Source organism: Methylobacterium aquaticum, from assembly GCF_001043915.1.
Lineage (GTDB): Bacteria > Pseudomonadota > Alphaproteobacteria > Rhizobiales > Beijerinckiaceae > Methylobacterium > Methylobacterium aquaticum.
In genome coordinates this window covers 32,676-55,409 of the sequence record NZ_LABX01000154.1, presented here as the reverse complement: position 1 = coordinate 55,409, position 22,734 = coordinate 32,676, and the positions used below count along the sequence as shown (strand labels likewise).

22 protein-coding genes and 2 pseudogenes are annotated in these 22,734 nt (G+C 72.8%); 11 read left to right on the top strand and 13 right to left on the bottom strand.

Features of this window, described 5'->3' with window-relative positions:
- Together VP06_RS19680 and VP06_RS19675 are read right to left on the bottom strand one after the other, a co-directional pair.
- Positions 1-345 (bottom strand): annotated as a pseudogene (locus VP06_RS19680) (DUF5666 domain-containing protein); the annotation flags it as partial.
- An 11-nt stretch (positions 346-356) separates the two neighbouring features.
- Positions 357-1,190 carry a DUF6502 family protein gene (locus VP06_RS19675; protein WP_048465480.1) on the bottom strand — a complete coding sequence of 278 codons (834 nt, stop codon included), beginning with the start codon at positions 1,188-1,190 and terminating at the stop codon, positions 357-359.
- A gap of 147 nt (positions 1,191-1,337) precedes the next feature.
- Between VP06_RS19675 and VP06_RS19670 the strand changes: the two genes are divergently transcribed.
- The 3 genes from VP06_RS19670 (at position 1,338) to VP06_RS19660 (ending at position 2,690) form a co-directional block, all read left to right on the top strand.
- Complete coding sequence (locus tag VP06_RS19670; protein ID WP_048465479.1) at positions 1,338-1,559, top strand: hypothetical protein; 222 nt, start codon at positions 1,338-1,340, stop codon at positions 1,557-1,559.
- 17 nt (positions 1,560-1,576) lie between these two features.
- Positions 1,577-1,798 (top strand): hypothetical protein, encoded by a 222-nt coding sequence (locus tag VP06_RS19665; RefSeq protein ID WP_048465478.1) that lies wholly within the window; start codon positions 1,577-1,579, stop codon positions 1,796-1,798.
- A 133-nt stretch (positions 1,799-1,931) separates the two neighbouring features.
- Positions 1,932-2,690 (top strand): outer membrane protein, encoded by a 759-nt coding sequence (locus tag VP06_RS19660; protein ID WP_048465477.1) that lies wholly within the window; start codon positions 1,932-1,934, stop codon positions 2,688-2,690.
- A gap of 213 nt (positions 2,691-2,903) precedes the next feature.
- Here the strand turns inward: VP06_RS19660 and VP06_RS19655 are convergent.
- The 4 genes and pseudogenes from VP06_RS19655 to paoA form a co-directional block, all read right to left on the bottom strand.
- Positions 2,904-3,317: pseudogene (locus tag VP06_RS19655) on the bottom strand ((R)-mandelonitrile lyase).
- Between the two features lie 118 nt (positions 3,318-3,435).
- Complete coding sequence (gene paoC, locus VP06_RS19650; protein WP_048465476.1) at positions 3,436-5,655, bottom strand: aldehyde oxidoreductase molybdenum-binding subunit PaoC; 2,220 nt, start codon at positions 5,653-5,655, stop codon at positions 3,436-3,438.
- Between the two features lie 3 nt (positions 5,656-5,658).
- On the bottom strand, positions 5,659-6,609 hold the full coding sequence (locus VP06_RS19645) for an FAD binding domain-containing protein (protein ID WP_048465475.1): 951 nt from the start codon (positions 6,607-6,609) through the stop codon (positions 5,659-5,661).
- Positions 6,606-7,205, bottom strand: coding sequence for an aldehyde dehydrogenase iron-sulfur subunit PaoA (gene paoA / locus VP06_RS19640; protein WP_048465474.1), 600 nt, complete (start codon positions 7,203-7,205; stop codon positions 6,606-6,608). The genes VP06_RS19645 and paoA overlap by 4 nt, the downstream gene beginning before the upstream one ends.
- A 254-nt stretch (positions 7,206-7,459) precedes the next feature.
- On the opposite strand from paoA, the gene VP06_RS19635 reads away from it, so the two are divergent.
- Positions 7,460-7,681 carry a helix-turn-helix domain-containing protein gene (locus VP06_RS19635; protein WP_048465473.1) on the top strand — a complete coding sequence of 74 codons (222 nt, stop codon included), beginning with the start codon at positions 7,460-7,462 and terminating at the stop codon, positions 7,679-7,681.
- Between the two features lie 191 nt (positions 7,682-7,872).
- Here the strand turns inward: VP06_RS19635 and VP06_RS19630 are convergent, their stop codons facing one another.
- The 6 genes from VP06_RS19630 to zigA form a co-directional block, all read right to left on the bottom strand.
- Entirely contained in the window at positions 7,873-9,126 is a 1,254-nt protein-coding gene (locus VP06_RS19630) for a molybdopterin molybdotransferase MoeA (protein WP_048465472.1), read from the bottom strand.
- Positions 9,110-9,658, bottom strand: a complete 549-nt coding sequence (gene mobB, locus VP06_RS19625; RefSeq protein ID WP_048465471.1) for a molybdopterin-guanine dinucleotide biosynthesis protein B — start codon at positions 9,656-9,658, stop codon at positions 9,110-9,112. The genes VP06_RS19630 and mobB overlap by 17 nt, the downstream gene beginning before the upstream one ends.
- Before the next feature lie 2 nt (positions 9,659-9,660).
- Positions 9,661-11,634 carry a molybdopterin biosynthesis protein gene (locus VP06_RS19620; protein ID WP_425350932.1) on the bottom strand — a complete coding sequence of 658 codons (1,974 nt, stop codon included), beginning with the start codon at positions 11,632-11,634 and terminating at the stop codon, positions 9,661-9,663.
- Positions 11,631-12,752 (bottom strand): molybdopterin-binding protein, encoded by a 1,122-nt coding sequence (locus tag VP06_RS19615; protein ID WP_048465470.1) that lies wholly within the window; start codon positions 12,750-12,752, stop codon positions 11,631-11,633. The genes VP06_RS19620 and VP06_RS19615 overlap by 4 nt, the downstream gene beginning before the upstream one ends.
- A 285-nt stretch (positions 12,753-13,037) precedes the next feature.
- Complete coding sequence (locus VP06_RS19610) at positions 13,038-13,316, bottom strand: hypothetical protein (protein ID WP_053081929.1); 279 nt, start codon at positions 13,314-13,316, stop codon at positions 13,038-13,040.
- Positions 13,317-13,323: 7 nt separating this feature from the next.
- Positions 13,324-14,529 carry a zinc metallochaperone GTPase ZigA gene (zigA, locus tag VP06_RS19605; protein ID WP_048465469.1) on the bottom strand — a complete coding sequence of 402 codons (1,206 nt, stop codon included), beginning with the start codon at positions 14,527-14,529 and terminating at the stop codon, positions 13,324-13,326.
- A 144-nt stretch (positions 14,530-14,673) separates the two neighbouring features.
- Here zigA and VP06_RS19600 point away from each other — a divergent pair, with 144 nt between their 5' ends.
- The gene (locus VP06_RS19600) at positions 14,674-15,948 is read left to right on the top strand and encodes a c-type cytochrome (protein WP_048465468.1); all 1,275 of its coding nucleotides are present in this window, start codon (positions 14,674-14,676) and stop codon (positions 15,946-15,948) included.
- 3 nt (positions 15,949-15,951) lie between these two features.
- On the opposite strand, the gene VP06_RS19595 is transcribed toward VP06_RS19600, so the two are convergent.
- Positions 15,952-17,931: a 4Fe-4S binding protein gene (locus VP06_RS19595; protein WP_048465487.1), complete on the bottom strand. Its 1,980-nt coding sequence runs from the start codon at positions 17,929-17,931 to the stop codon at positions 15,952-15,954.
- A 217-nt stretch (positions 17,932-18,148) separates the two neighbouring features.
- Between VP06_RS19595 and VP06_RS19590 the strand changes: the two genes are divergently transcribed.
- The 6 genes from VP06_RS19590 to VP06_RS19565 all read left to right on the top strand — a co-directional run bounded on the left by VP06_RS19590 (position 18,149) and on the right by VP06_RS19565 (position 22,566).
- The gene (locus VP06_RS19590) at positions 18,149-18,787 is read left to right on the top strand and encodes a biotin/lipoate--protein ligase family protein (RefSeq protein ID WP_245291242.1); all 639 of its coding nucleotides are present in this window, start codon (positions 18,149-18,151) and stop codon (positions 18,785-18,787) included.
- Positions 18,784-19,356 (top strand): DUF6505 family protein, encoded by a 573-nt coding sequence (locus VP06_RS19585; protein ID WP_048465467.1) that lies wholly within the window; start codon positions 18,784-18,786, stop codon positions 19,354-19,356. Before VP06_RS19590 ends, VP06_RS19585 begins: the two co-directional genes overlap by 4 nt.
- Before the next feature lie 116 nt (positions 19,357-19,472).
- Positions 19,473-20,480 (top strand): DUF6352 family protein, encoded by a 1,008-nt coding sequence (locus VP06_RS19580; RefSeq protein ID WP_048465466.1) that lies wholly within the window; start codon positions 19,473-19,475, stop codon positions 20,478-20,480.
- Positions 20,480-21,001 carry a DUF3305 domain-containing protein gene (locus VP06_RS19575; RefSeq protein ID WP_048465465.1) on the top strand — a complete coding sequence of 174 codons (522 nt, stop codon included), beginning with the start codon at positions 20,480-20,482 and terminating at the stop codon, positions 20,999-21,001. The genes VP06_RS19580 and VP06_RS19575 overlap by 1 nt, the downstream gene beginning before the upstream one ends.
- Positions 20,998-21,822, top strand: coding sequence for a DUF3306 domain-containing protein (locus VP06_RS33815; RefSeq protein ID WP_053081926.1), 825 nt, complete (start codon positions 20,998-21,000; stop codon positions 21,820-21,822). The genes VP06_RS19575 and VP06_RS33815 overlap by 4 nt, the downstream gene beginning before the upstream one ends.
- Before the next feature lie 135 nt (positions 21,823-21,957).
- Positions 21,958-22,566 carry a TorD/DmsD family molecular chaperone gene (locus VP06_RS19565; RefSeq protein ID WP_245291241.1) on the top strand — a complete coding sequence of 203 codons (609 nt, stop codon included), beginning with the start codon at positions 21,958-21,960 and terminating at the stop codon, positions 22,564-22,566.
- Positions 22,567-22,734 lie beyond the last annotated feature (168 nt).

Below are 22,734 nucleotides of genomic sequence, written 5' to 3'. Positions count from 1 at the left end.
GGTCTGGACCAGGGTCTGGACCAGGGTCTGGACCACTTGGCCGACCCGCAGGTCCTCGACCCGGGCCGGGCGCCCGTCGATCATCACCGGCACGTCGGGTGGGTAGGCGATGCGCAGGTCGTTGACGATGATGCTGCCGAAGCCCCGGATGGTGCCGACGACGCCGGTGCCGCCGATGCCGCGGTCGCCCTCCTCGTCGGGCCCCGGCCGGATGCCGGTCCCGCCGATGCCCTGATCGAGGACCTTGTCGCCGGTAGACCGTGCGGGCCCCGTGACCGCGAGCCCGCTCGCACCGAAGAGGAGGCGCAGCAGACCGCGCCGGGTGACGGAGGAGGCGCGTGGCATCGGCCGTTCCCTCACGCCTTCGGCGCGGGGCGGGAGGCGTCCTCGGCATAGATGTAGATGCCGAAGTTCCAGCGCGCCTCGCCGCCCGGATCGGTCTGGCAGGCGGCATGCGCCTCGCGGTTGGCCTGCTGCAACGCCTCCATGGCGATCTCCCGCGCCCGCGTCTCCAGCCGCCGCGCCAGCTCGGGCGACAGCCCGTCGTAATGCACGGCCCGTTCGAGGAAGCGCGGCTTCTCCTCCAGGATATTGGTGACCGCGGCGGCGATGTGGTCGTGGAGGTTGCGGCCGAAATAATAGAGCTGCTGGCTGCCGCCGCCGCTCGGCACGAAGGCCGCCTCGGCCAGCACGATGCGCTCCTGGTCGTCGAGGGTGACGAGGCCGCGGTCGAGCCACTCGTCCAGCACCGCCCGCGGGCGCAGGTCCCGGGTCACCGAGGCGACCAGGCTCTCGAAGGACGGGCCGCTCTCCGCCACCCTTGGCAGGGCTATGGGCCGGCCGTCGGCATCCGTGAAGTCCGGCGCGGCGACCCAGCGGGCGATGATCCGGCTGGTGCGCGAGACCGAGGCCGGCACCGCACTCACCGGCGCGCCGGCGCCGCGCAGGCGCCGCACTTCCTTGCGGTGGATGCCGGTGAGCAGGCTCACCCGGCTGTCGGTCTGGTCCTTGCCGGGCAGGGCGAAGTCGTACTCGGCGACGTTCACGTAAAGCTCGCGCAACAGGTCGGTCAGCGCCGGGAAGGTGATCCCGCTGCGCACGAACAAGCGCACCAGCGGGCGCAGCAGCCGGGCGAGGGGGGCCTGCAACGCGCCCGCATCCGGCGGCACTCTCGGGGACGGCTCTGACATCCGGGTCGTTGTAGCCCAGGCGCCGTGGGACACAATCCCACGACCACCCGACGCACGACGATTTTCGATTGACGTGGGAATTTTGCCCACATAGACATCGGGGCGTGGTCAGATTTCCCACACCGCCAGCTGCCGCAGGACCCACCGATGGCCAGACCTCTCCCCCTTCCTCTCGTCTGCCGGTCCGCCGAGCCGCTCCGGATCGCGCTGGCTTCCCCCGCAGCCGCCGCCCGGCGCCGGTCCGTGGCGCGGCTGCCCCTCGCGATGCTGATGCGCGGCCTCGCGGTCATGGCCGGTTTGGGAGTGCCGGTGGCGGCGGCGACGCTGGCTGGCCCCGTCCATCCCATGCCGTTCGTGTCCACCCGCTGACCAAGGAGTTCGCCCCCATGCTCGAAGCCCTGCGCCGCGACCGGCCCCGTTCCGCCCGCATCGGCCGGGCCGTCCCGGCCCCGGCGATCCGGGGCCCCCGCCTTGCCGACTCCCGTCGCTCCCGGAGCGAGCCGACGGATGGCGGCGAAGCCCTGATCGTCGTCGCCCTCTGCCTCGTCATCGGCGGCGCCATCCTGCTGGTCGCCCTCCAGGCGATCGTCATTGTCCAGAACCTCTGAAGTCCGGTCCGGACGGCGATCGGCGTCAGGTCGGCCGACACCCGACGGCGCGGCCTGCCCCATGCCGGACCCCGCAAGGGCCGGACTCTTCAAGGCCGGCCTCCTCAAGAGACTCGCACGAAACGGTATCCCGATGACCAGACTGACCGACACGCTCGGCCTTGCCGGCACGCTCGCCCTCACGGTGGCCCTCGCCGTCCCGGCCGCCGCCGCCGACCTGCCGCGCCGGGTTGCCGCGCCGCAGGCTTTCACCCCCGTCGCGGTCTTCACCTGGACCGGCTTCTATGCCGGCGTGACGGCAGGCGCCGGATTCGGCGGCGGCGGCTCCTTCACCGACGCCACCTACGGCACCGTGACCCCTGGCAGCCGCGACGCCGCCTTCGTGGGAGGTGGCCAGATCGGCTACAACTATCAGTTTACACCGGGCTCCGGCCTCGTGATCGGCGCCGAGGCCGACATCCAGGGCACGACCTTCGGGCACGCGCCCAGCGGCCTCGTCGGCACCACGACGTTCACCGATGTCGGCCCCAGCCTCGACTGGTTCGGGACGGTGCGCGGGCGGATCGGCTATGCCTTCGACCGCTTCCTGGTCTACGGCACCGGCGGTTTCGCGTATGGCGGCGGAAGTCGCCCTGCGACCGCTTCCGTCTACACCGGCACCCTGCCCGGGACCTTCCGCACCGGTTGGACCGCGGGAGGGGGCATCGACTACGCCATCACCGAGCGCCTGAGCGCCCGGATCGAGGCGCTCTACGTCGGCCTCGACCGCAATGGCGGCAGCGGCGGCCTCGTCTACGACGCCGGGACCAACGCCTATGTCGGCCTTGGCAAGCCCAAGGCAGAGTTCGGCGTGGTACGCGCCGGCCTGAACTACCGGTTCTCGACGGACTGATATCCCCCCGAGCGTCAGGACGTTCGAGAGGTGAGCCAAGACGCAAAGTTCCGGTTTAGGCGCGAAGTTCCGCCCTGGGACGTGAAGGATACCAACGAGGCCGCCTCCAAAACAGGGGCGGTCTTGTTGCCGTTCGTGCGATTACATCGATCGCTGAGAACGTTCGGGGGCCTGCCGAACCCACGCAGTCGCGCCTTTTCCCCTGTTCCGGGGCTATCTCAGTGTCGGGGACTCGCCGCGGTCTTGCGCCTCGGTGATCGTGCGTCATCCCCTCGACGACCTTTCCGTCCACCCCGTCCGGCAGGGCGATCTGGCTCATGCCGGCGGTGGGACGGGTCCCGTGCCTGTGCTTCGTGCCGGGCGGGATGCACACCACGTCGCCGGGGTGATCTCCTGGACCGGGCCACCCCATCGCTCCACCCGTCCGGCCCCGGCCGTGACGATCAGCGTCTGCCCGAGCGGGTGCGTGTGCCAGGCCGTGCGGGCCTCGGGCTCGAAGGTGACCAGCCCGCCCGACATTCGGGAACGCTCGGTCTCCCTCAGCATCGAGTCGACCCGGACCGAGCCGGTGGACCCCTCCGGCGAGCCCTTGGTCGAGGGCTGGGAGCCGCTCCGCTGGACGGTCACCGGCTTGTCCGTGGGGCTGGCGCACAAGGGTAGGCCCACTCCGCCAGCGAGGATCACGGTCGGGGCGAGCGAGGACGCCCCGACCGGGATGTACATGGTCCTGCTCCCTTCAGGGTGCTCAGGCCGCGTCGGGCATGCGGTCGAGGAGCTTGTCGAGCGTGATCGGGTAGTTCCGCACGCGGATGCCTGTGGCGTTGTAGACCGCGTTCGCCACCGCCGCGCCGACCCCGCAGATGCCGAGTTCGCCCACGCCCTTCGCCTTCATCGGCGAGGACATCGTGTCGACCTCGTCGAGGAAGACCACCTCCTGGTGCGGGATGTCGGCGTGGACCGGCACCTCGTACCCGGCGAGGTCGTGGTTGGCGAAGAAGCCGCGCGTGGTGTCGACCGCGAGCTCCTCCATCAGGGCAGCGCCGGTGCCCATCACCATCCCGCCAATGACCTGGCTGCGGGCGGACTTCGGGTTGAGGATGCGCCCAGCCGCACAGACCGCCAACATCCGCCGGACCCGGATCTCCGCCGTGTCGGCGTCGACACCGACCTCGACGAAATGCGCCCCGAAGGTCGATTGCTGCTGCTTCTTCGAAATGTCGCCGAACTCGATGGTATCCTGGGCCGAGAGTTCGCCCTTGCTCGCCGCCTCGCCGAGCGGCACCGCGCGGTTGCCGGCCCGCACCTGCCCGTCAACGAAGACGGCGTCGGCGGAGTTGATGCCGAGACGCTGCGCCACGGCTTCGCGCAGCTTCACGCAGGCGGCGTAGACGCCGGCCGTCGAGGAGTTGCCGCCGAACTGCCCACCGGAACCCGAGGAAGCCGGAAACGCGGAGTCGCCCAGACGCACCACGACCCGGTCGAGCGGCACACCCATCATCTCGGCCGCCGTCTGGGCGATGATGGTGTAGCTGCCGGTACCGATGTCGGTCATGTCGGTCTCTACCGTGACCGTGCCGGACCCATCCAGCCGCACCCGCGCGCCGGACTTCATCACCATGTTGTTGCGGAACGCCGCCGCCATGCCGAGGCCGACGAGCCATTGCCCGTCGCGGACCTGGCCTGGCTTCGCGTTGCGCTTGGACCAGCCGAACTTCTCGGCGCCGCGCGTGAGGCAGCCCACGAGGTCGCGGTGCGAGAAGGGCCTCTTCGGATCCGACGGGTCGACCTGGGTGTCGTTGCGGATGCGGAACTCGACCGGGTCGAGCCCGAGCTTCTCCGCCATCTCGTCCATGGCGACCTCCAGGACCATCAGGCCGGGGGCCTCGCCTGGGGCGCGCATGGCGTTGCCCTCGGGCAGGTCGAGATGGGCGAGCTTCAGGGCGGTCAGGCGGTTCGCCCCTGCATAGAGCAGCTTCGTCTGGTTCACCGCCGTCTCGGGATCGCCGTCGGGCAGGTTCCCCGAGGTGCTCTCGTGCGCGATGGCCGTGATGGTGCCGTCCTTCGTCGCGCCGATCCGCACCCGCTGGATCGTGGCGGGCCGGTGCGTGGTGTTGTTCATGACGAGCGGACGGGTCAGCGCCACCTTCACGGGACGCCTGGCCGCCTTGGCCCCGAGCGCCGCCAGCACCGCGTCGGCGCGCACGAACAGCTTCCCGCCGAACCCGCCACCGACATAGGGGGAATCGAGCCGGACGTTCTCCTTCGGCACGCCGAGGATCTTGGCGAGGCTGCCATGGCCCCAGGCGATCATCTGGTTCGAGGTCCAGAGGGTGACCTTGTCGCCGTCCCACGCCGCGATGGTCGCGTGCGGCTCCATCATCGCGTGGCTCTCGTCGGCGGTGGAGTAGGTCTCGTCGAACTGCACCGGAGCTTGGGCGAAGGCGCCCTCGAAGTCGCCGACACGCTCCTCGCCATTGCCGCCGCTGCCCTCGCCGCTATCGCCCGGCACGGGCTTGGCGCGTTTCGCCTCCGCGGCGAGGTCGAACTGACCGGATACAGGGGCGTAGTCGATCGTCACCAGGAAGGCCGCGGCCCGGGCCTGCTCGAAGGTCTCGGCCACCACCACGGCGATGGCCTGATGGTAATGCTGCACCTCGTCGCCGCCGAACAGGTACGCAGCGTTCATCTTGCCCCGCTCCATGCGGGGATGCTCAAGGGTCGTCACGATGGCGAGGACGCCGGGCGCCCGCTTGGCCGCCGACGTGTCGATGCGGCGCACGCGCCCCTTGGCGATGCCGGCGCCGACGACGTAGCCGTAGGCCTGGTTCGCCGCCACGTCGTGGCGCTCGTAGGCGTAGGGCGCCGTGCCGGTGGTCTTGTACTTGCCATCGATGCGGTCGGTCGGCTTGCCCACGACCTTGAGTTGGTCGATGGGGTTCTGGCCCGCCGGGGTGTCGAACTTCATGGCTCAGGCCCTCGCTTGGTTGAGCGCCGCCGCGAGCGTGCGCTCGGCGAGCTTCAGCTTGTAGGCGTTGTCCTCGGTCGGCTTGGCGCCGGCGAAGACCTTGTCGGTGACCGCCTTGGCGCCGCGCGGCAGGTCGGCCTCGGCCGCCTCGACCCGCCAGGGTTTGTGCGCGACGCCGCCGAAGGCGACGTGCCCGCTGCCGTCCTTGCCGAGGATGGCCGCCACCGAGACCAGCGCGTAGGCGTAGGAAGCCCGGTCGCGGACCTTGCGGTAGATGTGCGTGCCGGCGACCGGCTTCGGCAGCGTCACCGCCGTGATGAGCTCGCCGGGCTTCAGCGTCGTGTCGATCTCGGGCTTGTCCCCGGGCAGGCGATGGAAGTCGGCGATGGCGATCTTCCGCTCGGCCCCCTTGGCGTCGACCGTCTCGACGGTGGCATCGAGCACCCGCATGGCCACAGCCATGTCGCCCGGATGGGTCGCGATGCAGGCATCGCTGGAGCCGATGACGGCGAGCGACCGGCTCACGCCGTCGAGCGCCGAGCAACCCGAGCCCGGCTGGCGCTTGTTGCAGGCCTGGGCGGTGTCGTAGAAGTACGGGCAGCGGGTCCGCTGGAGCAGGTTGCCGGCGGTGGTCGCCTTGTTGCGCAGCTGGCCGGAGGCTCCGGCAAGCAGCGCCCGGCTCAGAACCCCGTAATCCTTCCGGACCCGCGCGTCGGCGGCGAGGTCGGTGTTGCGCACCAGGGCGCCGATGCGCAGGCCGCCCTCCGGCGTCGTCTCGACCTGGTCGAGGCCCAGACCATTCACGTCGACGAGGTGCGTCGGCGTCTCGATCTGGAGCTTCATCAGGTCGAGCAGGTTGGTTCCGCCGGCGATGAACTTGGCGTTCGGCGTGCGCGCGACCGCGGCCGCCGCCTCGGCCGGGTTCGACGGGCGCTCGTAGGTGAAGGACTTCATGCGGGCCTCCCGGCGACCTCGGTCATCGCCTCGACGATGTTGGAGTAGGCGCCGCAGCGGCAGATGTTGCCGCTCATGCGCTCGCGGATCTCGGCCTCGGTGACCTGCATCGGCGCGGTAAGGTCGGCGGTGACGTGGCTGGGGATGCCGGCCTTGATCTCGGCGAGCACCGCCACGCCGGAGCAGATCTGGCCCGGCGTGCAGTAGCCGCACTGGTAGCCGTCGTGCTTCACGAACGCCGCCTGCATCGGGTGCAGGGCGTCGGGCTGGCCCAGCCCCTCGATGGTGGTGATGTCCGAGCCCTGGTGCATGACCGCAAGCGTCAGGCAGGCGTTGATGCGCCGCCCGTCGACGATCATCGTGCAGGCGCCGCACTGGCCGTGGTCGCAGCCCTTCTTCGAACCGGTCAGGTGCAGGTGCTCGCGCGCCGCGTCGAGCAGGCTGGTGCGGGTATCGAGCTCAAGCTCCCGGCGCTGCCCGTTCACGGTGAGCGACACTTTCGCCATCACGGGCTTGTCGGTGCCGGCGGCGGCCGCGTTGGCGCGGGCGCCGGCTGGCGTGGCGGCCAGGACCGCCGCGGCGGATGCTCCGACCATCAGGTCTCTCCGATTCAATGAGATGTCTCCGGGACGACCCATGATGGCCTCCGAGCTTGCGGGGGATGACCGACCGAAGGTCGTGCATCGTTCAGGGGATGCCCGGGCAACCCGGCGAGCTTGGATAGGCTCCAAGGTACGGCACTTGGCCGCAACGATGAGCTTCCGTTTCTACGTCGACTTATGAGCGTGGCTTATGGATCCGCGCGTCGTCGTGTGGGGCCAGGGACGACGGGCTCGGCCGGGGATGGGCGATGGCGAGACAGGATAGGCCCGACCTGCTCTCCTTCGCGACCGTGGCGAGTGAGGGCCGCTTTACCCGCGCCGCCGAGCGCCTCGGCGTCACGCAGTCGGCGCTGAGCCACGCCAAGACCGGGTTGGAGACGCGGGTCGGGATGCGCCTGCAAGAGCATGTTCCGACGAAGTGGATACCGGTTCGTCGTAGAAAATGCGGCAAAATCAAAGAGCTGGAGTAGGTTCGTGATTGCACCGCGATCGTGAACCGCTCTCGGCGGCGTCGCCCCCCGGTTCTCGCCAAGCGAGGTCGAACTCAGCGCGGTGATGGAGTTCCGGGACACGCCTGCGGGGAGTGGGCTTGCCCCTTCTGTGGTTCCTGCCGCCTGACCTTCGCGAAGTGAGCAAGAACCACAAGAACGGGGCGAGCCCGTTACCAGAGGAGCGGGTGCCGGAAGACCTCCACCCGGTCTCCCTCCATCACGCCCGTCACCGCCTCCGGCAGCTCGGCGAGCCCGTCGCTGCCGGTGAGCGAGGACAGGATTCCGGCCCCGTCGCGGGGGAACTTCACCGCCTCGACCGCCCCGTCGGCCCCGCGCCGGAGCGAGACGCGGACATATTCCCGCCGCCCGGCCTTCTTGGCGTAGCGGAAGGCGGCCCGGGCGGGCTGGCTCGGGGAGGGTTCGAGCAGGGCGCCGCCGAGGCGGGCGAGCAGCGGGCGGACCACGACGAGCAGCGTGACGTAGACCGCGACCGGATTGCCCGGCAGGCCGACGAAGGCGGCGTCGCCGACGAGCCCCATCGCGACCGGGCGGCCGGGCTTGATCGCGAGGCGCCAGAACACCAGCCGGCCCGCGGCCTCCACCGCCGCCTTGACGTGATCCTCCTCCCCGGTCGAGACGCCGCCGGAGGTGAGGATCAGATCGTGGCCGGCCGCGGCTCCCCGCAGGCGGTCGGGCAGGATGGCGGGATCGTCGCGCAGGATGCCGAGATCGCTCACCGCGGCCCCGAGGCGGCGCAGCAGCGCGACGAGCAGCACCCGGTTCGAATCGTGGATCGCGCCCGGCCGCAGCGGCGCCCCCGGCTCGGCGAGCTCGTCGCCGGTCGAGAACACCGCGACCCGCAGGCGGCGGCGCACCGCGATCCGGTCGTGGCCGGTAGCGGCGGCAAGCGCCAGATCGGGCGGGGTCAGGCGGCGGCCGGCCGGAATCACCAGGCCGCCCCGGGCGACGTCCTCCCCGGCACGGCGCCGGTTGGCGCCGGGTTTCAGCCCGGCGGGCAGCGCGACCGCATCGCCCTGGCGCCGCACATCCTCTTGCATGAACACGGTGTCGGCGCCGGGCGGCATCGGCGCCCCGGTGAAGATCCGCATCGCGGACCCCGCGACGCCCACCGCCCCGGGAGCGGCGCCGGCCGGCAGGCGCCCGCGCACCGGCAGCACGGTCTCGGACCCGGCGGCGAGATCGGCGAAGCGCACCGCGTAGCCGTCGACGGCGGAATTGTCGAAGGGCGGCAGGTCGAGGCCGGCAAGAACGTCGGCGGCGGCGATCCGCCCGTCGGCCTCCGGCAGCGGCACGGTCTCGATCCCGGCGAGCACCGGCAGCCGCTGGCCGATGATCGCCGCGGCATCCTCGACCGAGAGCAGCGGGCCACCGAAGGCGAAGCAGTCGTCAGTCAGCTGCGCCATGAGGGGTCCCCTTCCGGGCTTCCAGCCTCTCCAGGATTGCGGCGAGGGGCTCCGACCGCGCCAGCACGATATCGGCGACCGCCTCCACCGCGTCGAGGGGGACGATGGGCCGGCCGGCCTCCGGGAAAGGATGGTCGCTCGCCACCGCGACGATGCGGGGATCGTCCGGATGGAGCGGCGGGCGGCCATTGGCGTGGCGGTAGACTTCGAGCTTGGGATGAGCCTCGCGCTTGAAGCCCTCGATCACCACGAGGTCGCAGGGCCCGAACCGGCGCAGCAGATCGGGCAGGCGCGCCTCCTCGGCGACCTCGCGGATCTGCACGACCCGGCGGCGCGACGAGACGATCACCTCGCCGGCGCCGGCCTCCCGGTGGCGGAAGGAATCCTTGCCCGGCTGGTCGACGTCGAAGGCGTGATGGGCGTGCTTGAGCGTCGCCACGCGCAGGCCCCGGGCGCGCAAGGCCGGGATCAGCCGGACGAGGAGCGTCGTCTTGCCGGCGCCGGACCAGCCGGCGAGGCCGATGACCCGCACCGCTACCGTCCCGCCCGGGTGAAGCCGAGGCCGGCGAGGTCGGCGGCGAGAGCCTCGTCGTCGAGGAGGGCCAGGAAGGCCGCCAGGGCCGGCGCGTCGCGGCGCTCCGCCCGGTAGGCGAAGTCGTAATGCTCCTCGGTGAGGGCCGAGAAGCCGAGGCCGTAATCCCGCGCCACCGTCGCGATCGCCACGCCCCAATCGGCCCGTCCCTGCGCCACCGCCGCCGCGACGGCGTTGTGGGAGCGCGGCTGGTTCCAGTAGCCGGCGGGCCGGGCGCCGTTCAGGAGCCCGTCGACCAGGGCCCGGGTGCCGGCGCCGGTGTTGCGGTTGACCATCACGGCCCCCTCGTCGGCGACCAGCGCGGACACGGCAGCTTGCGCCGAGGCGCCCTCGAAGCGGGGATCGCCCGGGCGAAACACCACCCCTTGCAGCCGGCGCCACCCTGGGGCCAGGGCGAGGCCGGGGGTGAGGTAGGGCGCGTTGTAGCGGCCCGTCTCGGGATCGAGCAGGTGCATCGCGGCAAGGTCGCATTCGCCGCGGCGCAAGGCGGCGAGCCCTCCGGCGGAGCCGACCCAGAGGGTGCGGGCCGAGACGCCGCGGGCGGCAAGATGCCCGACCAGCCGGTCGAGCCCGAGGCAGTGGCTGCCGACGATCGTCAGGTCCGGCGGGCGCGTCGCCCGGCCGATCCGGGACACGCGCACGGTCTCGCTGGCCTCGATCCCGGCCCGGTTCGCCGGCACCGCGAAGAACCCGTCGGCCTGCGAGAACGCCGTGACGGCGCCCGAGCCCTTGGCGAGCGGCAGAGCCACGAGACCCTCCGCCCCCCGCGAGAGCGCCGCCATCACGTATTCGGTGCGGCCCAGCTCGGAGCTGAAGCGCTGCGGCAGGCGCGCCTCGACGCTCTCCTCCTCCCGCGCGGGAAGGGCGGCCAGCGCCCGGATCAGCGGCACCACGAATTCGTGGAAGGTGAACATCGCCGAGGTCGGAAAGCCCGGCAGCACCACCACCGGCACGTCGCCGGCCCGCGCCAGGCAGAGCGGCTTGCCGGGCTTCAGCGCCACGCCGTGGACCAGGATGCCGGGCTCCCCGAGCCGCGACAGGATCCGGTGCGAGACGTCGCCGGCCCCCTTCGAGGTCCCGCCCGACAGGACGACGAGGTCGGCGGTCGCGAGGGCCGTCCGCAGCGCCGATTCGAGCGCCGCCTCGTCGTCCGGGACGATGCCGCCCGGCAGCGCAAGGCCGCCATTCTCGGTCACGCTCGCCGCCACGATGGCGCCGTTCGAATCGTAGAGCCGGGCCGGAGCCAGGGGGCGGCCCGGCGCCACCAGCTCGTCGCCGGTGGAGAGCACCGCGACGCGGGGGCGGCGCACGACCGCGACGTCGGCGAGGCCACAGGCCGCCAGCATCCCGATTTCCCGGGCGGTGACCAGGGTGCCGCGGCGCAGGACCGTCTCGCCCCGCGCCATGTCGGCGCCGGCATAGCCGACGAACCGGCCGGGCCCTGCCGGCTGCGCGAGGGCGATCGCCGGCTCGGGCCCGTCCTCGAACTCCGTCGCCTCGATCATCACCACCGCGTCGGCCCCGCGGGGCAGCACGCCGCCGGTGGCGATCGGCGTCGCGGTGCCGGGGCCGACGAGGAGGGATGGCGCGACCCCGCAGGCGAGGATCTCGGCGTTCAGGACGAGGCGGCGCGGCTCCGCCGGGCTCGCTCCCTCGGTGTCGGCGCTGCGCAGCGCGAACCCGTCCACCAGGGCGCGGTCGAAGGGCGGCACGTCGATCGGCGAGGCGATGTCGGCGGCAAGCACCCGGCCCAGCGCCTCCCGCAGGGGCACGGTCTCGGGCGGCAGGGGAGCATGCGGCACGGCCTCGCGCCAGCGTGCCATCGCCTCGTCCCGGCTCACCACCGCCAGGAACTGCTCCTGGCGGGAGGCGGCGGCGAGGCGCGCGAGGAAGGGATCGGCGGGAGGCAGGGTCACAGCGGCAGCACCTCGACGGGGGTCCCGGCCGGATAGCCCTCATGCGCCGGCGGCACCAGCAGGGCGACATCGGCCCGGGCCAGGCGGTGAAGCGGGATCTCGGCACCGCCGAGGGGCTCGGCCCCCGCCGGGACGCGGCGCAGGAACACCACCTCGGTCAGGCCGATGGCGGAGGCGACCTTGCGGGTGAGCGGCAGGCGCACCGGGACATCCGGCGCGGCGCCCGCGAGGGCGTCGAGCAGCGGCCGGCCGAGGGCGAGCCAGGCCGCCAGGGCGGCATCCGGCCGGCCCGGCAGCAGCAGCACCGGCCGCCCCGCCGCCTCGCCGAAGCCGGCGGTCTCGCCGGGCCGCAGGGCGATGCCGTGGGCGTGCAGGCGCCCGGCCTGCGCGAGCGCCGCCGCGCTCCCGTCGCGCCGCCCGGGCCCGGTGCCGCCGATCACCACCAGAGCGTCGGCCCCCGGCGCCCGCATGGCTGCCGCAAGGGTGTCAATCTCCGCCGGCCGCGCCCCGCTCTCGGCGCTGCCCCCCCGGGCGTTGATCCAGGCGTGCAGGACCGGGGACAGGGTGTCGGGCGTCGCGGCGAGGAGCCGCCAATGCGGGCGGCGCACGGCCACGCGGCCGAAGCCCGCCGCCAGGGCGAGGCCATGGAGCGCGCCGACCCGTTCGCCCGCGGCGAGGATCCGGGTGCCGGCCGGGATCTCGGCGCCGGGGGCCCGCGTGCCCTCACCCGCAGCGGCCTCGGTCTCGATCTCGCGCGGGTCGGCGCCGAGCGCCGCCGTCATCCGCGGGTCGGCGCCAAGCGCCGCCATCATCCGCGGGTCGGCGCCAAGCGCCTCGGGCGGCAGCAGCGCGTCGGTGCCCGGAGGAAGCGTCTCGCCGGACTCGACCCAGAGGGGTGGTGCCACGAGCCGGACCGGCGCAGAGGGCGAGGCGCCGACGCTGTCCGCCGCCCGCACCGCCCAGCCGTCGCGCAACGCGGTCCGGTCCTCTGGTTGTCCGGCCTCGACCGTAAGGTCCCCGGCCACCACGGCGCCGAGGGCCGCGGCCGGGCCCAGCGACACCGGCGCGACCGGCCGCGCCAAGGCGACGAGCGCCGCCGCCGCGTCGGCGACAGGCATCAGCGCGGTCGTGGACGCCCGGGGGATCACCGGCGGGCGCCCGGAGGCGAGGGCGAGGCCATGCGGCTGTCCTGGTCCCGGAACGGAGGGTTGAGCCGATGCGGCAAGCGCCGGCCAGGATCAAGGTTTCGGCACCCGGCGAAGAACCCGGCGGAGAAAATGTCGCGGACGGGCGACCCCGGCCCGGTGCCCGCCCGGAGCGCACGGCTGTGCGGGGACAAGGAAAGACGCGGGTTCCCCGAACGGCCCCGCAAGGGATGCCGGCACAGGCAGGTGGCCGGGGGGTTACGGCGACGCCTCCCGCTCCGCCACCCCGATATCCGCATCGGTCACGGCCTCGATCGGCTTGCCGATCTTGAGCGCCCGGGTCGGCTGCCCGGCGCGCATCAGCAGGATCACGGTCTCGGTGTCCGGGCAGCCGGGATCGGCGCAGGCGATCTCGTTCACCGAGACCGCATCCTCCTGCGCGAGCGCCAGGACCCGGCGGACCTGCTCCGTCAGGGATTGGCGCGCCGAGGCCCGTTCCCGGGCCCGGGCGCGCAAGGTCTTGAGGCTCGGGAACACGGCCAGGTCAGGCCGCGCCCGCGCCCCAGGCCGGGAACGGGTCCGGCAGGGCCCGATCCGCTCGCACCGGGCCGTCCTCCGTGCCGACGAGGCAGTCATCGAGGGCGCGGCGGATCGCCGCCTCGTCGAAGCCGGTGCCGATGAACACCAGTTCCTGGCGCCGGTCGCCCCATACGTCGCTCCAGTTTCGCGCGAGCATCTCTCGCGATTCCTGATGCTCGGGCCAGCGCGACCGCGGCACCGCGGCCCACCACCGGCCGAGCGGCGTCACCCGCGCGGCGGCGCCGGCGAGCGAGAGTTCCCCGACCCAGTCGGGCCGGGTCGCGAGCCAGAAGTGGCCCTTGGCCCGGATCAGGCCCGGCCAGGTCTCCTTCGTGAAGGCGTCGAAACGCGCCGGATGGAACGGCCGGCGCGCCCGGTAGACGAAGGAGGCGATGCCGTATTCCTCGGTCTCGGGCACGTGCTCGGCGGCGCCATAGAGTTCCCGGTACCAGAGCGGGTGGGTCTGCGCCCGCTCCTCGCTGAACAGCCCGGTCTCCAGCACGGCACCGAGCGGGACCTGGCCGAACCCGGCCTCGACGATCCGGGCATCGCCGTTGAGGCCGCGCACGACCTTGCGCACGAGATCGCGCTGCTCCGCCGAGACGTCGCCGGCCTTGTTGATGACCACCACGTCGGCGAACTCGATCTGCTCGACCAGCAGGTCGACCAGGGTGCGCGTATCCTCCTCGCCGGCGGTCTCGCCACGGTCGCGCAGGAAGTCATGCGAGCCGTAATCGCGCAGGAGGTTCACGGCGTCCACCACCGTCACCATCGCGTCGAGGCGGGCGATGTCCGACAGCGACTGGCCGTCCTCGTCGCGGAACGAGAAGGTGCTGGCGACCGGCAGCGGCTCCGAGATGCCGGTGCTCTCGATCAGGAGGGCGTCGAAACGGCCCTCCTCGGCCAGCCGGCGCACCTCGCGCATCAGGTCGTCGCGCAGGGTGCAGCAGATGCAGCCATTGGTCAGCTCGACCAGGCGCTCGTCGGTCCGCGACAGGCCGGCCTCGCCGGCCCGGACCAGATCGGCATCGATGTTCACCTCGCTCATGTCGTTGACGATCACCGCGACCCGCCGCCCCTCGCGGTTGGCCAGGACGTGGTTGAGCAGGGTCGTCTTGCCGGCGCCGAGGAAGCCGGACAGGACGGTGACGGGCAGGCGGGCATCGCTCATGGGAACCTCCGGGTGTTGTAACAATATAACATCACCCGTTCTGTCAAGGCGTCCGATGCCGGGGCGGTCCCCGTGGCGTTCCGGCGCCTTCCCGGCGCGGGGGCCGGCGCGTAGACCCGGCCTGCTCCGCCGGGACCCTGCCGCATGCCGATCGCGCGCCGCCTCGCCCTCGCCACCCTGGCGTGCTGCCTCGCCGTCACCGCCCGCGCCGAGGCGCCGATGCGCGGCCATGGCGGTCCGGTCCGGGCGCTCGCCGTGACGGCGGACGGGACCCGGGCGCTCTCCGGCAGCTTCGACGCCTCGGCGATCCTGTGGTCGGTCGAGGACGGGGCGGCGCTGCGGGTGCTGCGCTCCCATGACGGGGCGGTGAACGCGGTGGCGCTCCTGCCCGATGGCGGGCTCGTCACCGGGGGCGAGGATGGGCGGATCGCCCTCTGGCGCGACGGTTCGGAGCCGGAGCGGATCGTCGTCACCCATGCCGGCCCGGTCTCGGGCGTCGCGGTGGCGCCGGACGGGCGGCGGATCGCGTCGTCGTCCTGGGACGGCACCGCCCGGATCACGCCCCTCGACGGCGGTCCCGCCCTGGTGCGTACCGGCCACCAGGGCAACGTGAATGGGGTCGCTTTCCTGCCCGACGGGCGCCTCGTCACCGCGGGCTACGACGCGACGGTGCGGATCTGGCCGGAGGTGGGGCCGGCGGTCACGGTGCCGTTCGACACGCCGGTCAACGCCGTGGTCGCCGCCCCCGACGGCGAGATCGCGGCGGCCGGCGCCGACGGGACGCTGTCCCTGCTGCGGCCGGATGGCGGCCTTCGGGCGCGCCTCGAGGTCGGCCCCCGGCCGGTGGTGGCCCTGGCGCTCTCGCCCGATGGGCGGACCCTCGCCGCCGCCACGGTCGGCGGGGCGGTCGCGATCGTCGACCGTGCCGGGGCGCAGGTGCGGCTCACCCTGGTCGGGCCCGGCCTGCCGGTCTGGTCGCTCGCCTTCCGCGGCGACGACGAACTCGTCACCGGCGGCGGCGACCGGCTGGTGCGGCTTTGGAACCTCCGCACCGGCGAGCCGATCGGTCCGCTCGCCATGGCCCGCCCGGCGGACGCGCTGGCGGCTTACGCGGGCGACCGGGGCGCCGAGGTGTTTCGCGCCTGCGAAGCCTGCCACACCCTGACGCCGGAGGGTGGCAACCGCGCCGGACCGACCCTGCACGGCGTGTTCGGCCGCCGGATCGCGACGGTGCCCGACTACCCCTATTCCCCGGCCTTCCGGCGGCTCGACATCGTGTGGACGCCCGAGACCGTGGCCCGCCTGTTCGAGATCGGCCCCGCCCGCTTCACCCCCGGCACCAAGATGCCGGAACAGACGATCACGACGGCGGAGGACCGGGCGGCCCTGGTGCGGTTCCTGGAGCGGGCGACGCGGTGAGGCTCAGCCCTGCCGCGCCCGGATGTAATCCTCCGAGGTCCGCGGCCGGTTTTCTTCCGCCGCGTGCGGGTCGAAGCCTGCGGTGAGAACGTGCGAGACCCGGCAGGTGTCGCACATCATCAGCGCCTTGATCCGCTCCTCGCCGGCCTGGCCGGCGAACATCCAGTGGCGGTCGCGCAGGCGGCCGACCACGCGCTCGATGGTGCTGCGGGTGCCGAACGCCTTGCCGCAGGCGATGCAGTCGAACGGCTCCTCCTCCTTGAGGACCCGGCGGGGCGCGGCCCAGGCGGCGAAGTCGAGCTGCGGTACGAGGCCGATCGCGTCCTCCGGGCAGGTCGCGGCGCACAGCCCGCATTGCACGCAGGCGCTCTCGGCGAAGGTCAGGCGCGGGCGGTCGGGATCGTCGGCGAGCGCCCCCGTCGGGCAGGCGCCGACGCAGGCGTGGCAGAGGGTGCAAGCGTCGGTCTTGAAGGCGAGGCCGCCGAAGGGCGCGCCGGCATCGAGCGGCACCCGGTCGACGGGTCGCGGCGCGGCATGGTGCAGCTCCGAGACCGCGAAGCGCAGGACGCTCCGCACATCGCCATCCGGCATGAAGCGCGACGGGACGGGGGCGGGCGTGCCGCGCGCGCCCAGCGCCAGGGCGTCGCCCAAGGCATCCGGGTCGTCGGTCTCGATCAGCGAGACCACGCGGCCGCCCGCCTCCGGGCCATAGCCCAGGGCCTCGGCCACCGCGTCGAAGCGGGAGGCATTGCGGACGAGGGCCGCGATGTCGTGATGCGGCTTGTCCCGGACGAGGAAGCGCACCGCGCTCGCGCCATACGCGAAGGCGGCCGCGATCGTCTCGGGGCCGACCTGGGTCACCTCGTTGACCGGGAACGGCAGCACGTCGGCCGGCAGCCCGTCACCGAAGCGGGCGAGCGCGTCGATCAGGGGGGCGCCGTGCGCCTCGTCGTGGACCAGCAGCACCGGGGCGGTGCCGCCCGCCTTGTGGAAGGCGGTGAGCAGGGTGCGCAGGCGCCGCATCAGTGCGTCGGCGGGCGGCAGGGCATAGGCGGCGGCCCCGGTCGGGCAGACGGCGGCGCAGGAGCCGCAGCCGGCGCAGATATGCGGGTCGATCGCCACGTGATCGCCCGCAGGCTGGATGGCGCCGGTCGGGCAGACGTCGAGGCAGCGGGTGCAGCCGGTGACGCGTGAGCGCGAATGGGCACAGAGATCGGCGTGAAAGTCGACGAAGCGGGTCTTGTCGAATGTCCCGACGAGGTGGGACGCCTCGAACAGCACCCGCTCCACCGCCGCCGGATCGCGCGGATCGGCGCGCAGATAGCCGCTGCGCAAGCCGTCGGCCGGGAAGAGTGGCGGGCCGCCGGTAAGGTCGATGACGCTATCGCAGGTCGAGGTCGCCCCGTCCCGGCTCGGCCCGAATTCGAGCCTGCGGCGCGAGGAGGGCAGCGGCAGGGCGGTGTCGTCGACCCGCAACGAGAAGGCGCCGAGATGGCCGGTCGCCGCCCGCACGGTCCCCTTCAGCACCGGGATCTCGCCGGAGCGGGGCGGCGCCACGTCGCCGGGGCGGGAGAGCAGAACCGTCACATCGAGATGGTCGGCGAGCCGCAATCCGGCCTCGATCGCGACCTCGTCGCGGCCATAGACGAGCGCCACGCCCCGGCTCTCGAAGGTCACGTTCGCGGGCGCCGGCATCGGCTCGGCGGCGGCGGCCAGCAGAGCCGCCATCTTGGGGCCCGCCCGGTCTCCTTGCGCCGACCAGCCGGCATTCTCGCGGAGATTGGCGAAGACGACCCGGTCCTCGGCGCCCAGCTCCTCCGCCACCTCGCGGAAGAGCGGCGCCTTGAGGGTGCAGGAGACGGTGACGGGCGCGCCGGACGCCAGCGCCGCCCGCACCCGTTCCAGCTCGCGACCGCAGAGCTGGTCGCCCGTCTCCAACCGTCCGCCGCAGGCCCTGCCGATCGCCGCCGTGTCGAGCGGCATGCTGCCCTCGCAGGAACAGGCGATCACGATCCGATCCGACACCACGCGCGTCTCCGAGCAGGCACGGCCCCCGGGTCCCGGGTCTCGGCTCCCCTGGGGCGTCATGCCTCTTGTTCACAGGTCAAGCGCTATATACGAGCCGTTCAAAAGAACGAACCGACACGTGCGCGCAGGCAACGCCATCTCCCTCATGACCCCCGTGGATCCGCCCGGCCTGATGCTCCCCCCGGCCTTCCGGCTGATGCGCCTGCCGGCGTTGCCCGAGACGGCGCATGACCAGGCCTGCGCGCTCGCCGAACGGGACGATGAGGCCGCCGGGACCCTGGTGGTCGGCATCCGGTCCGGCCTCGTCGAGGCGGCGGTGGTGCTGGCGCCGGAGGAGCCGCTGTCGATCGCCCGCCATGCCGGGCTCGTTGGCCTGACGGCTTTGGCGGAGACGGTCGGCAGCCACGCACCGCCCGACAAGCCGCTGACGCTCGATGCGGGCGGCACCCTGTTCTTCGACCGCGCCCGCCTCGGCGGCGGGCGCCTTGCCTGGCCGCCTGCCTGTCCCGACGCGGCCGTCCCGGACTGGATGGTCTTCTCCTGGATGCTGATCGCCTCGAAGCGCGAGGCGGGCGATCCCGGCCACACCCCCGACTCGACCTCGCTGGAGGAGGAGGGCTTCGAGGCCGGTGCCGAGGCGCTGGTCGAGAGCTTCGCCCGCCACCTGCTGCGCGGGCTCTCGCTCTGGGCCGAGGACGGTCCTGCGGCGGCTGTCGCACGGGCCCGGGATGTCCTCGACGCCGATCCCACGGCGCTGCGCCTCGACGGCGCCGGCTGGTTCGATCCGGCCCGGGGAGGCCCGCGCCTGTGAGCCTCAAGCTGCCCCGCACCCTGCGGCTCGACCCCTCCGACACCCTGGTCTTCCCGCACGCCGCCCCGCCCGGCGAATGGGCGGTGACCGGCAGCTTCCTGTTCCTCGACGGGGATCCGGCGGTGCTGGCCGGCAAGGAGCGGGCGGCGTTCCGGGCCGGCTTCCTCGGCATCGATTCCTTCGGCTTCTCGACCCTGGTGGTGGTGAGCGCGGCGAGCGAGGCCGAGCGCGATGCGGCGGCCGAGGCGCTGGCGGCCCAGTTCGAGGCCCGCCTCGGCGCACCGGACCGGGCGAGCGCCCGCGCCGCCGCCCGCGAGGAGATCGCCGTGGCCGAATCGCTCTGCGGCCCGCCGGTCGGCACGGTGCTGGCCTTGCACCGGACGCTGGAGGACGGCGAGATCCGCGAGCGCTTCCGGGCGCTGCGCCCGCGGGAGGGCGCCGTGCCCGGCAGCGACCGGCGCCACGCCTATGCCCGTGCCTTCGACTTCTACGAGACCGACGAGCCGCCCGAGGAGCGGCTCGACCTCGCGGGCCTGCTCACCGGCAAGCCGCACGACGATCCGCCATGACGGTCGTCCCGACGCCCGTCTCCCCGACGTCCAAGAAGGGGCGCGAGCGGGAGACGGTGCCTCGTCACCCATCGTCATGAGACGCCCCCCACTCAAACCGGCTCTGGAAACCCGCCATGCCTGAATTCTGGGTCTCGAGCGGCCATCACCTCACCCGGCGGGACGCGGGCGGCGGCCTCGTCGTCACCGACGAATTGCTGCTGGCCTATCTCGCCCGGCCCGAACTGGTGCCGCCGGCGGATGCCTGCCCGGCCGAACGCGCGCTCCATGCCGCCTTGCTCGGCGATCCCCGCCGCCCGGTGACGGCGGCGGAGGTCGCGGCCCTGGCCGATGCCGATGCCCGCGAGAACTGGGGGGTGATCCTCGCCTTCCGTGATCGCCTGCTCGCCGCCCCCACCGTCGAGGCAGCCTATCTCGATCTCGTGCGGCGGGGGACGGCTGGCACGCCGCCGCTCTTCCTCAACCAGCTCGTCCACCTGATCCTGCGCAACGCGCTCGACGGCTGCGACGCCCCCCATACCCTGCGCGCGGCCGAGCTGTTCTTCCGCCCGCAGCGGGCTGCGGTCAGCGACGGCGCGCTGCTGCTGGCCGATGCCGAGCTGGTCGACGAGGCCGAGGGTGCGCGCGGGCGATCGCCCCTCGTGGCGATGCTCGGGCGTGAGCCGGTCTCCGAACTCGACGTGCTCACCTCGGACAATGCCTGGACCTATTGGAGCCGGTCCGACGCCTTCAGCATGGCACTCAACCTCGGCGCGGATCCGAGGAGCCGCGACGGGCTCGCGCGGGCGATCGAGGCGTTCGTCCACCACCTGCTGGCGGTCGAGGTCGCGGTCGCGCCGATCCCCGCGATCGAGGACAGGGACTGGCGCTGGTTCGTCGGGCTCGACGCCGAAGCGACGCGGATCGGCAATGCCCTGTGGCGCGGCGAGCCGGTCGAGGCCGCCACGGGCGAGCGGGTGATCGCCCTGTTCCGGCTCACGATCCGCGATCCGGCGCGGGCCGACCCGCGGGTCGGCGACCGCCCGGTCTACCTGATGCTCGCCATGAATCCGGACCGGATCGTGACGATGAAGCCGCAGAACCTGATCGCCGGCCTGCCGGTTGTCGCGACGGGAGGGGCCTGATGAGCACGCAACTGATCGCCGTCGGGGTCGTCGTCGCCAGGCGCACGCTGAAAGGGCCTTGGGCGAGCCATGCCTGGCTGCCGGTGGCGGTGCTGCCGGGGCAGCCCGGCACCGCGCCCTGGACCCGCCTGTCGGTCTCCGACGACGAGGAGACCTTCTACGCCGGGTCCTATGAGATCGAGCTGCACCCGGCCGAGACGGCGCATTACGGCGACAACCTCGCGGCGGCCCGGCCCTCGCTCTGGGTCGCCTTGCGCGAGACGGGGCCTGAAACCTACGCGGTCGCGACCGTGACCGCCGATCCCTACGAGGGCGAAGCGCTGGCGGAGGGCATCGGCGAGATCGTCGAGGCGGTGCCGATGCCGCCCGAGATCCAGGCGGAGGTCGGCGCCTTCTACCGGGCGTTCCACGTCGAGCGGGTGTTTCACAAGCGCAAGCGCGACCGGGCCGATCCGGAGGCGCTCGCGCGCCAGGGGACGAATCAGGGCGGCGGCGTGCGGCGTCGGCCGGAGGAGCCATGAGCGACGGCTTCCTCGCCCGCTGGTCGCGGCGCAAGCGCGACGAGGCGCGTCGGGTCCCGGAGCCCCCGACGGCCGCGCCCGATTCCGCATCGCCGGTCGCGGTGCCGGCCGAGCAGGAAGGCTCCCTGAGCCCCGAGGAGCTGGCCCGGCTCCCCTCCCTCGATGCGCTGACCGCGGCGACCGACCTCGCGCCCTTCCTGCGCGCCGGGGTGCCGCGGGCTCTGCGCAATGCGGCGTTGCGCCGGATGTGGTCGCTCGATCCGACGATCCGGGACTTCGTCAGCGAGGCGCGGGAATACGCCTATGACTGGAACACCCCCGGCGGGGTGCCGGGCACCGGCGGCGCGATCTCGGCCGAGGACGTGCGGGTGATGGTCGACACGGTGTTCGGGGGTGGGGCGGAGACAGCGCCCGCGGCCGATGCCAAAGAAGCAAGCGCTCCCGCAGATGGCGCCTCTTTCCCCTCTTCCCGCGGGCGGGGAGAGGGCTCTGTCGACCCTGTCCTCGACGGAGCGAGCCCAAAGGGCGAGGACGAGGGGGGGAGTCCGGATGACGCGCGTCCGGCACGTCCTCGCTCCGACTGCGCCGGCGCTCCTTTCGCCCCCGACGAGGAGGGAAAAAGCCTCTCCCAGCCCGCCGGGAGAGGAGAGGTCCCGCTCGTTTCCCGTTCCCCGGACAGCCTTCCGTTTGCGGGGGACCGTGAACCGAGCCGCGCGCCAGAGTTCTCCTCGAGAGAGGGACGCCCCCGTCTCGCGTCGGATCGCGCCGACTCCCCCTCCCCGTCCCGCCTGCGACGCCATGGCGGGGCGCTCCCGATTTGAAGCGTTAGAAAGTCGAATTGCGCTCGATCGGGTTCCCGCTATGGTGCGGACAATGGGACGTTGCATCCTCCACATGAAGGAGGAGCGCGACAGCCGGCAGGCCCCGATGGCGGAGTTGTGTGGCGCGAGGTGACGGTGAACCAGGAGCCCGATCCGGTCGACGAGATCGATGCTCTGCGCGCGCAGGAATACGACCTGCTGGCGGCTCTCCTCGGCCGTGCGCCGGTGCCGGAGCTGCTGGCGTCCTTGCGGTGCCTGGAGACCGACGCGTCGCCCCTGGGTCCGACCCCTCTCAGCAAAGCGCATGCCAGCCTCGGCCGCGCGGCCCGTGAGGCCGAGGCCCGCGAGATCGGCCGCGACTACTTCGCCCTGTTCGTCGGCGTCGGGCGCGGGCTGATCATGCCGTATGCCTCCTATTACCTCACCGGCTTCCTGAACGAGCGCCCGCTCGCGCGGGTGCGCCAGGATCTCGCTGCGCTGGGGCTCGAGCGGGACCCCGCTTCAAGCGAGCCGGAGGACCATGCCGCGACCCTGCTCGAAGTGATGGCCCATCTCGCGGCGAAGCGCCTGCCGGCGGAGCCCGGGGCGGATCATCGCTTCTTCGAGCGGCATCTCAGGCCGTGGATCGGGCGCCTCTTTACCGACGTTGCAGCGCAGGCCGGGACACCCTTCTACCGTGCCGTCGGCGAACTCGGCGAGGTGTTCACGACGATCGAGGCCGAGGCTTTCGCCATGGAGGCGTAAGCCGACCCCAAAAATGGAGCAGGCGTAAGCCGACCTTGAAACGGAGCAGGCGTAAGCCGACCGAACACTCAGCAGGCGTGAGCCGACCAAGGAACGACCAGACGCAAGCCGATCCGACACAAGCCCGGACATGAATCGCGCCGGGACGCGGACACAGGGAGGAGAGCC

Excerpts from the sequence above, each read along its gene's own strand:
- paoA (WP_048465474.1), bottom strand. The coding sequence starts at position 7,205 with ATGGTCGGAGCATCCGCCGCGGCGGTCCTGGCCGCCACGCCAGCCGGC.
- VP06_RS19665 (WP_048465478.1), top strand. The coding sequence starts at position 1,577 with ATGCTCGAAGCCCTGCGCCGCGACCGGCCCCGTTCCGCCCGCATCGGC.
- VP06_RS19595 (WP_048465487.1), bottom strand. The coding sequence starts at position 17,931 with ATGCCGCTCGACACGGCGGCGATCGGCAGGGCCTGCGGCGGACGGTTG.
- VP06_RS19645 (WP_048465475.1), bottom strand. The coding sequence starts at position 6,609 with ATGAAGTCCTTCACCTACGAGCGCCCGTCGAACCCGGCCGAGGCGGCG.
- VP06_RS19630 (WP_048465472.1), bottom strand. The coding sequence starts at position 9,126 with ATGGCGCAGCTGACTGACGACTGCTTCGCCTTCGGTGGCCCGCTGCTC.
- VP06_RS19635 (WP_048465473.1), top strand. The coding sequence starts at position 7,460 with ATGGCGAGACAGGATAGGCCCGACCTGCTCTCCTTCGCGACCGTGGCG.
- VP06_RS19590 (WP_245291242.1), top strand. The coding sequence starts at position 18,149 with ATGCTCCCCCCGGCCTTCCGGCTGATGCGCCTGCCGGCGTTGCCCGAG.
- VP06_RS19600 (WP_048465468.1), top strand. The coding sequence starts at position 14,674 with ATGCCGATCGCGCGCCGCCTCGCCCTCGCCACCCTGGCGTGCTGCCTC.
- VP06_RS19575 (WP_048465465.1), top strand. The coding sequence starts at position 20,480 with ATGAGCACGCAACTGATCGCCGTCGGGGTCGTCGTCGCCAGGCGCACG.
- paoC (WP_048465476.1), bottom strand. The coding sequence starts at position 5,655 with ATGAAGTTCGACACCCCGGCGGGCCAGAACCCCATCGACCAACTCAAG.
- zigA (WP_048465469.1), bottom strand. The coding sequence starts at position 14,529 with ATGAGCGATGCCCGCCTGCCCGTCACCGTCCTGTCCGGCTTCCTCGGC.
- VP06_RS19660 (WP_048465477.1), top strand. The coding sequence starts at position 1,932 with ATGACCAGACTGACCGACACGCTCGGCCTTGCCGGCACGCTCGCCCTC.
- VP06_RS19580 (WP_048465466.1), top strand. The coding sequence starts at position 19,473 with ATGCCTGAATTCTGGGTCTCGAGCGGCCATCACCTCACCCGGCGGGAC.
- VP06_RS19670 (WP_048465479.1), top strand. The coding sequence starts at position 1,338 with ATGGCCAGACCTCTCCCCCTTCCTCTCGTCTGCCGGTCCGCCGAGCCG.
- VP06_RS19615 (WP_048465470.1), bottom strand. The coding sequence starts at position 12,752 with ATGCCTGTCGCCGACGCGGCGGCGGCGCTCGTCGCCTTGGCGCGGCCG.
- VP06_RS33815 (WP_053081926.1), top strand. The coding sequence starts at position 20,998 with ATGAGCGACGGCTTCCTCGCCCGCTGGTCGCGGCGCAAGCGCGACGAG.
- VP06_RS19675 (WP_048465480.1), bottom strand. The coding sequence starts at position 1,190 with ATGTCAGAGCCGTCCCCGAGAGTGCCGCCGGATGCGGGCGCGTTGCAG.